Origin of the sequence: uncultured Marinobacter sp., from assembly GCF_963974375.1 — a bacterium.
GTDB lineage: Bacteria > Pseudomonadota > Gammaproteobacteria > Pseudomonadales > Oleiphilaceae > Marinobacter.
Window position 1 is genome coordinate 1 of sequence record NZ_CAXBDN010000255.1, and the last position, 6,324, is coordinate 6,324.

The window sequence follows — 6,324 nt, forward strand, 5'->3', positions numbered from 1 at the left end:
CCTACCCGGCCCAGATGGCCGGGCTGGACTATTCGGTGTACCCCCATCTGCGGGGGCTGACTGTGCGTGTCGGTGGCTACCACGACAAACTGCCCGTGCTGATGTCGCGCATTCTGTCGCAACTGGCCGCGCCCCACATCACCGATCAGCGTTTCAGTATCGCCCGCAATCAGTACATCGACGCCCTGCGTAACAGCCTGCAGGAACGGCCGGTGGGCCAGGCGGCGGCGCTGGTGCAGGACGCGCTGATTGAAGGTGCCTGGACCACGGATGAGAAGCTGGAAGCTGCCAACGACATCACGGTGGCGGACCTGCGGGAGTTTGCCGGACGCTTCACCCGACAGACCGACGCCACCTTGCTGGTTCATGGCAATGCCACACCGGCCTTCGCCCTGAACACCGCCCAGCTGGCCAGCGCCCTGCTGTTACAGGATACGAAGCCCGCAGACATCAGCCGCAGCGCGGTCCGCCAGCTGCCGGAAGGGGAAACCCGAGTGGTGATGCCGGTGCCACACCCGGATACCGGCTATGTACGCTACAGCCAGGGCACCAGCACCAACATGGCAGACCGTGCCACTTACCGCCTGCTGGCGCAGATTGTCAGCAGCCCTTTCTATGAGGAAATCCGCACCCAGCGCCAGCTTGGCTATGTGGTTTACGCCACCTCTTTCGAGATGCTGGAAACCCCGGCCCTGGCCCTGGTGGTGCAATCTCCTGAAGCCAGTGCCGACGACATTGACAACGCCGTCACCGCCTTCAGCCGTCGTTTTGAAAACACGCTGGCCGCCATGACACCGGCAGAGCTGGAACGGGAAAAGCAGGCCGTGACCAGCCGTCTGCTTGAGCAGGATCGCCAATTGTCGCAAGTCTCCCAACGCTACTGGCAGGAAATTGACCGCAGCGTGGACACTTTCGATTCCCGTGAACAACTGGCGGAAGCGGTGCGCCAGGTCAGCCATGACGATCTGCTGACGGCCTACAGGAATGCAATGCTGTCCTATCGGGCAAGCCTGCTGGTGACCACTCAGGATGGTGCCGAGGCGCCTGCAGAGATCATCAATAGCCTGCGGACACAGCCGGCGATCGGGCGTTAAAGACCGGCCGGAAGACTGGAGGCCAGAAATCGCTCCCAGTCTTTCGGCTCATCCACATCCCACCGGGTGGCCAGTGACCTGGTAGCCAGCCCGCGGCTACTCAGGGCGGCCAGCGTCTGCTGATACGCCTGATCGGTACCCCAGTCGATGCCATCCAGCATGCCTGAAATGGTTTTGCGGGCGCCGATCAGCACATAACCACCGTCCTCCGATGGACCCAGCACCACATCGGCCGTTTGCAGTGCAGTCACGGCCTGATGCAGGTAGCCGGCATCCACCGATGGGCAGTCCGAGCCAACGATCACGGCGACGTCCGCCTGCAACAGGCCTTCCGCCAGAGCATTCACCATTCGCTCGCCCAGGTCCTTTCCGGCCTGAACCCCCTGCGGTATCTGCCGGCGATCTGCAACGGCCAGAATATCGCGGGCCTGGGAGGGCGCCTCCGCCAGCTCACGGTCCCAGTACAACCAGACCGATAAACCGCTGCCGGTAAGGTTTTCCAACACCTGCAAGGTCAGCCGGATATGGGCATCCAGCGCTCCCTGCTCACCCAGGGCGGGCATCAGCCGGGTTTTCACCCGACCGGGTTGTGGCCATTTGGCGAACTGAATGATGACTGCAGTTGGCCGCTGATCGGGCGAATCCGGCGAGATGGCGAGACTCATGACGGCCCCCGGCGTACGTCGGCTCGATACAGCCGGGCCAGTTCATCCGGCGATACTCCCCGCCAGTACTTCCAGCGCAGTCGCCACATCAGCACGATGGTGCGCCAGGGCCCCTGCTGTTCCCAGCGACGGCTGTCAGTGACAACGGGATCAGCAATACAAAAGGGACGGCCAGCCCTCAACAGCTGGCGGCTAAGCTCTATGTCTTCCATCAGGGCAATATTGCGGAAACCACCAAGATCCTGAAACAACTGCCGGCGCACAAACATGGCCTGATCACCGGTGGCAATGCCGGTCAGGCGTGAGCGGGAATTCATCATCAGTGCAATGAGCCGGAACAGGGGCCGCTGGCCGCTGAGACGGACATCAAAGCGCCCCCAATGCCGGTCGCTGCCGGCAAAAGCCTGCAAATGATCAAGAGCAGCGGCGGGTAATTGGGTATCGGCGTGCAGGAACAGCAGAATGTCACCACGAGCGGCCGCCGCACCCGCGTTCATCTGCCGGGCACGGCCTTTTTCAGAAACCACCACCCGGTCACACAAGGGCCGGGCCAGCTCTGCTGTGCCGTCGGCACTGCCTCCGTCCACCACGATCACTTCGTGGCCAAGGTCCCGCCAGCAAGACAACGATCGCAACAGGGACTCAATAGTCGCCGCTTCCTGCAGAACCGGAATAATTACGCTGACGACAACAGAACCGGACAAATTCGAACTCCATACCCAGGATAACTTGAGGCGAGACACCCAGGCCGTTATCATACCGGCCTTCGGTGCGCAGCGCCTCCGTAGCTCATCTGGATAGAGCGTCCCCCTCCTAAGGGGAAGGTAGCAGGTTCGAGTCCTGCCGGGGGTACCAGTTACCCTTCCGCATCGATCCACCGAAACTCCCAACCCGCTGTTTTAAAAGCCGTTTAACGAAAACCAGTGTCCTTATCGATCTGTAATATTCCGCGTGAGTCTACACATTTTGGGGGCACATCTGGGGTGCAAACTGAAATCCACCCGGCTATAGTAGATTTTGTACCCCCAATGAGAGTTCGAGCCCACGCCATGTCCAGGCCTATAAACCTCCTTACCGACAAAAAGGTCCAATCCGCCAAGTTCGAAAAATTCGGCAAGCGAACCAAGCTCACCGATGGAGCCGGACTTTACCTGGACATTCAGCCGTCCGGGAAGTATTGGCGCATGAAGTACCGTTTTGACGGCAAAGAGAAAACACTTGCCCTCGGCGTTTACCCCGATGTGTCGCTGAAGCTAGCCCGAGAGCGTCGGACCACGGCGCGGGAACAGATTGCTGACAACATTGACCCCAATGAGGTCAAAAGGGAGCAGAAAGCCGCCAAAAAGGAGCAAACGGATACATTCAAAGCCGTCGCGGAGGACTGGCTCAAACTCAAGAAAGGAGAACTTGCCGACAGCACACTGGAAGTCGCGAAAAGAAGGCTTGAAACCTGGGCCTTCCCTAAACTGGGCCACTTACCAATCAGGGACATCAAACCGGCAACCGTTATGGAAGCACTGAGGCTCATCGAGGAACAGGGCAAACACGAAACAGCTCATCGAATCCGGCAACGCATCGGCGAGATCTTTCGTTTTGCAGTAGCGGCAGATCGCGCCGAGATAGACCCCACAGCCACGTTGAAAGGCCAACTCAAAACCACCCCAACACGACATAGATCCGCGATTACCACCCCGGATGAGCTAGGCAAGCTTCTCAAGGCAATCGATGCCTACGGGGGGCATGCATCTACCAGAGCAGCCTTAAAATTGGCGCCAATGCTGTTCCTTCGACCGGGCGAACTGCGAAACGCGGAGTGGGTCGAGATTGATCTGAACAAAGCTACTTGGGTCGTTCCAGGAAAGCGGATGAAAGGTACTCAGAAAGCCAAGAGAGCGGGTCAGGTGCCTGATCACATCGTGCCCCTCTCCACCCAGGCCGTCGAGATACTGGAAGAGCTCAAGACCATCACCGGACATCAGATCCTGGTATTCGAGTCAGTCAAACGGAAACGGCCGCTGTCAGAGAATACGATTAACGTCGCCCTCAAATCGATGGGCTACGATGGCTCCATCATGGTTGGTCACGGATTCCGTGCAACAGCATCCACCCTGCTCCACGAACAGAACTGGCAGCCAGAGGTAATTGAGCTTCAACTGGCTCACAAACAGCGTAACCAGGTAGCTGCGGCTTACAATCGCTCAGCGAGGCTTGAGGAGCGGCGCGAAATGATGCAGGCCTGGTCAGATTACCTTGACCGGTTAAAGGGCAAATCAATTCAGTGATAGTTGTTGGACTTCGAAGGTTTGAGCTTTGCAATAAAGCGCTTTTGAACCTCCCGTTGCTCTTCATCAGTGAGCTGGACAGCTACCGAACTATGCTGCATGCCGGCTGAAACCTCGAGCTCTGTCGCACGCCTTAATGCAGCCTTGTAAAAATTGTCGTTCCTTTTAGCCTCTGTTTGGGCCCTCTCAAGCGCAATTTGCAACTCTTCGTTCTTCTTCACCAACGCCTCATTTTCGTATTTCTGCGCCAAGGACTGCTCCTTCTTCTCATATCTCCTTTCGAGCTCCTGCTTCTTGGCTTTCAGCTCATTCCTGCATTCCCTTTTGACATCCTCCACATCGAAAATCAGTCTCTCAAGTTCGTGAATTTCTTTCGAACCCTTCGCAAGCTGTTTCAGTGCGGCCTTCGCTTTTTTTGACATCACGTAGGTAACCGACACTTTTGAGGGGTCTTTCCGACGCTGCTTCGAACCATACGCTTTTTTCATCCTATCAAGCATTAAAGCGTCGCGATCAGGATTTATCCGCGAATGGATATCGAGCGCCAAGAAAGCCAAAAACTGAACATTGCGATCAGTAACATTCCTTGTTGGGTAAATGCCTCTTTGAACCAGGTAATTGATTGCCCATTCCACGTCTTTGGCGTCATTTAGCTCTAGCCAGCCAAAGTATTTTTGTAACTCCTCCTCGTACATCGATCGTTATCCTACGTAGTTTTAAGCGTTGTTTGCTTGCTTTTTTTCTGCGGCTTTAAACCTTCCTATTTACTATCTCTTATTCTTAGCGTCAATACACAATAGCAACTGATTGGTAGCACTTGCAGTTATACAAGCGGTACACTTGTATAAGCCTCTAAATTTGCCCTATAGGTAATCACTAGGACGTTAAAAAGTAATGAATCCTGCTCATCCTGTTTCAATTATGCGAGCTACGCTTGAAAATTGTAGCGTTGGAACAAAATATTTTGTATTCCGCTGGATTTTATTTGGCCTTCCAATCAGCCCAAAAGAGTTAAAAGTTGACCAATTTGCTAAAGTTTTGACTTTGAAACGTAGCCTGACCGGAAAAGCTCTAAACGAGCTTGAAGCGAACGGTTACCTTTCTGTTGAACTCCATTTCAGTGGAGCAAGAGGTAGGCCCAAGCGCATATACCGCATAACGGAAAAGCTCGGCTCTATCGCTTGGGCTGAAGTCAAAATCTATTTTCCGAACCTGATTGAGGATTTGCTGACCACAGATCTGAAGTCGGCTGCAGGTACTCGAAGACATGAGCTGAAACTGCCGGCTCGCGTGCTATTGGCTGTCCTGTTGTCATATGCAGATGAGGGGGGTGTTGTCCATAGCGCTGGAACGGCATTTCTGGCAGAGAAGGTTGGCGTGAGTAATGAAAGCATTCGCAACAATATTGCAAAGCTTAAAGAACTGGGATACATCAGGCAGGTCTGCCCCGGAATATCGAGCAAAAAACTTATCGGCACAGTCGGAAGCGCCTTTGTTCTCAACCTGGGCCACAGTCGCTGGAGAGAAGCTGCGGTTAGAAGTCACCTTTGGCTCATAGACGCTGCCATTCCAGGCAACTTTCCCCTCACGTTTGAAGCTCACTCGGTTGTAAACCTAGCCAGAAAGTCACGAACCACCTACCGGCCAGAATTAGCTCGATTGCAGAATAGCCTCAATCAATTAGCGCCCGACTTTGAGATCGCGGACCTCAGAGAGATTCGAGACTCGCTAATGGAAGATCGGCCCTTCCGCATTGCGGACAGGCTGCAGTTCGAACTAGAGATGGCTGCCTCGGCCATATTGACACAGCATCGAGCTGACCTCGGTGCCGGAACACTTGTCTACTATCTGGAAATTGTTAATACCCATGTAAAGTCAAAAATTGTCCCTCAAGCATTATTCGAAAACCGCAATCGGGCCTGCAATCTCCTCATAGATCTGATGTATCAGATAGCGTGGCTCATAGCCGCGAATACTCTGACGCTGATCAAGACGCAACTTTTGGGGGGTTCAACTGGTAAGCTTCTCATGCATCACCCAGTATCAGTTCAAAACCCAAACACAGGACTACGCGGCTGCAGGTGCTTTGCAGTTGAATTGATCAACGACGGCGCCGAATATTCGACTGGCACCCAAATTCGTCTCGCTAAAGGGTAATCCCCCCATTTTTAACGGGGTTCAAAAGTAGACCTTAGGCCATCATGGCCAACTTCTGTTGAGGGGTAATCCCTCCGAGTCCCATATTGGGTCGTTCGTGATTGTAGTGCCAGAGCCAGCGAGTGG

The 6,324-nt window shown here is 54.7% G+C and carries 7 protein-coding genes and 1 tRNA gene; 4 read left to right on the plus strand and 4 right to left on the minus strand.

Features of this window, described 5'->3' with window-relative positions; all coding sequences use genetic code 11:
- Positions 1-1,094 (plus strand): insulinase family protein (locus tag AAC035_RS17340; RefSeq protein WP_339806349.1); only part of this gene is annotated, 1,094 nt, incomplete at its 5' end.
- Here AAC035_RS17340 and AAC035_RS17345 read toward each other — a convergent pair.
- Positions 1,091-1,759 (minus strand): TIGR04282 family arsenosugar biosynthesis glycosyltransferase, encoded by a 669-nt coding sequence (locus AAC035_RS17345; RefSeq protein ID WP_339806350.1) that lies wholly within the window; start codon positions 1,757-1,759, stop codon positions 1,091-1,093. The genes AAC035_RS17340 and AAC035_RS17345 overlap by 4 nt on opposite strands.
- Positions 1,756-2,463: a TIGR04283 family arsenosugar biosynthesis glycosyltransferase gene (locus AAC035_RS17350; RefSeq protein ID WP_339806351.1), complete on the minus strand. Its 708-nt coding sequence runs from the start codon at positions 2,461-2,463 to the stop codon at positions 1,756-1,758. Before AAC035_RS17350 ends, AAC035_RS17345 begins: the two co-directional genes overlap by 4 nt.
- Positions 2,464-2,537: 74 nt before the next feature.
- Here AAC035_RS17350 and AAC035_RS17355 point away from each other — a divergent pair.
- Positions 2,538-2,614, plus strand: a tRNA-Arg gene (locus tag AAC035_RS17355).
- A 194-nt stretch (positions 2,615-2,808) separates the two neighbouring features.
- Complete coding sequence (locus tag AAC035_RS17360) at positions 2,809-4,041, plus strand: integrase arm-type DNA-binding domain-containing protein (RefSeq protein WP_339806352.1); 1,233 nt, start codon at positions 2,809-2,811, stop codon at positions 4,039-4,041.
- Here the strand turns inward: AAC035_RS17360 and AAC035_RS17365 are convergent.
- Positions 4,035-4,736 (minus strand): hypothetical protein, encoded by a 702-nt coding sequence (locus AAC035_RS17365; protein WP_339806353.1) that lies wholly within the window; start codon positions 4,734-4,736, stop codon positions 4,035-4,037. The genes AAC035_RS17360 and AAC035_RS17365 overlap by 7 nt on opposite strands.
- 199 nt (positions 4,737-4,935) lie before the next feature.
- Here AAC035_RS17365 and AAC035_RS17370 point away from each other — a divergent pair, with 199 nt between their 5' ends.
- Positions 4,936-6,198 (plus strand): helix-turn-helix domain-containing protein, encoded by a 1,263-nt coding sequence (locus AAC035_RS17370; RefSeq protein ID WP_339806354.1) that lies wholly within the window; start codon positions 4,936-4,938, stop codon positions 6,196-6,198.
- A gap of 34 nt (positions 6,199-6,232) precedes the next feature.
- Here AAC035_RS17370 and AAC035_RS17375 read toward each other — a convergent pair.
- Positions 6,233-6,324, minus strand: a 92-nt coding sequence (locus tag AAC035_RS17375; protein WP_339806355.1) for an integrase core domain-containing protein, incomplete at its 5' end; no start/stop codon positions are given.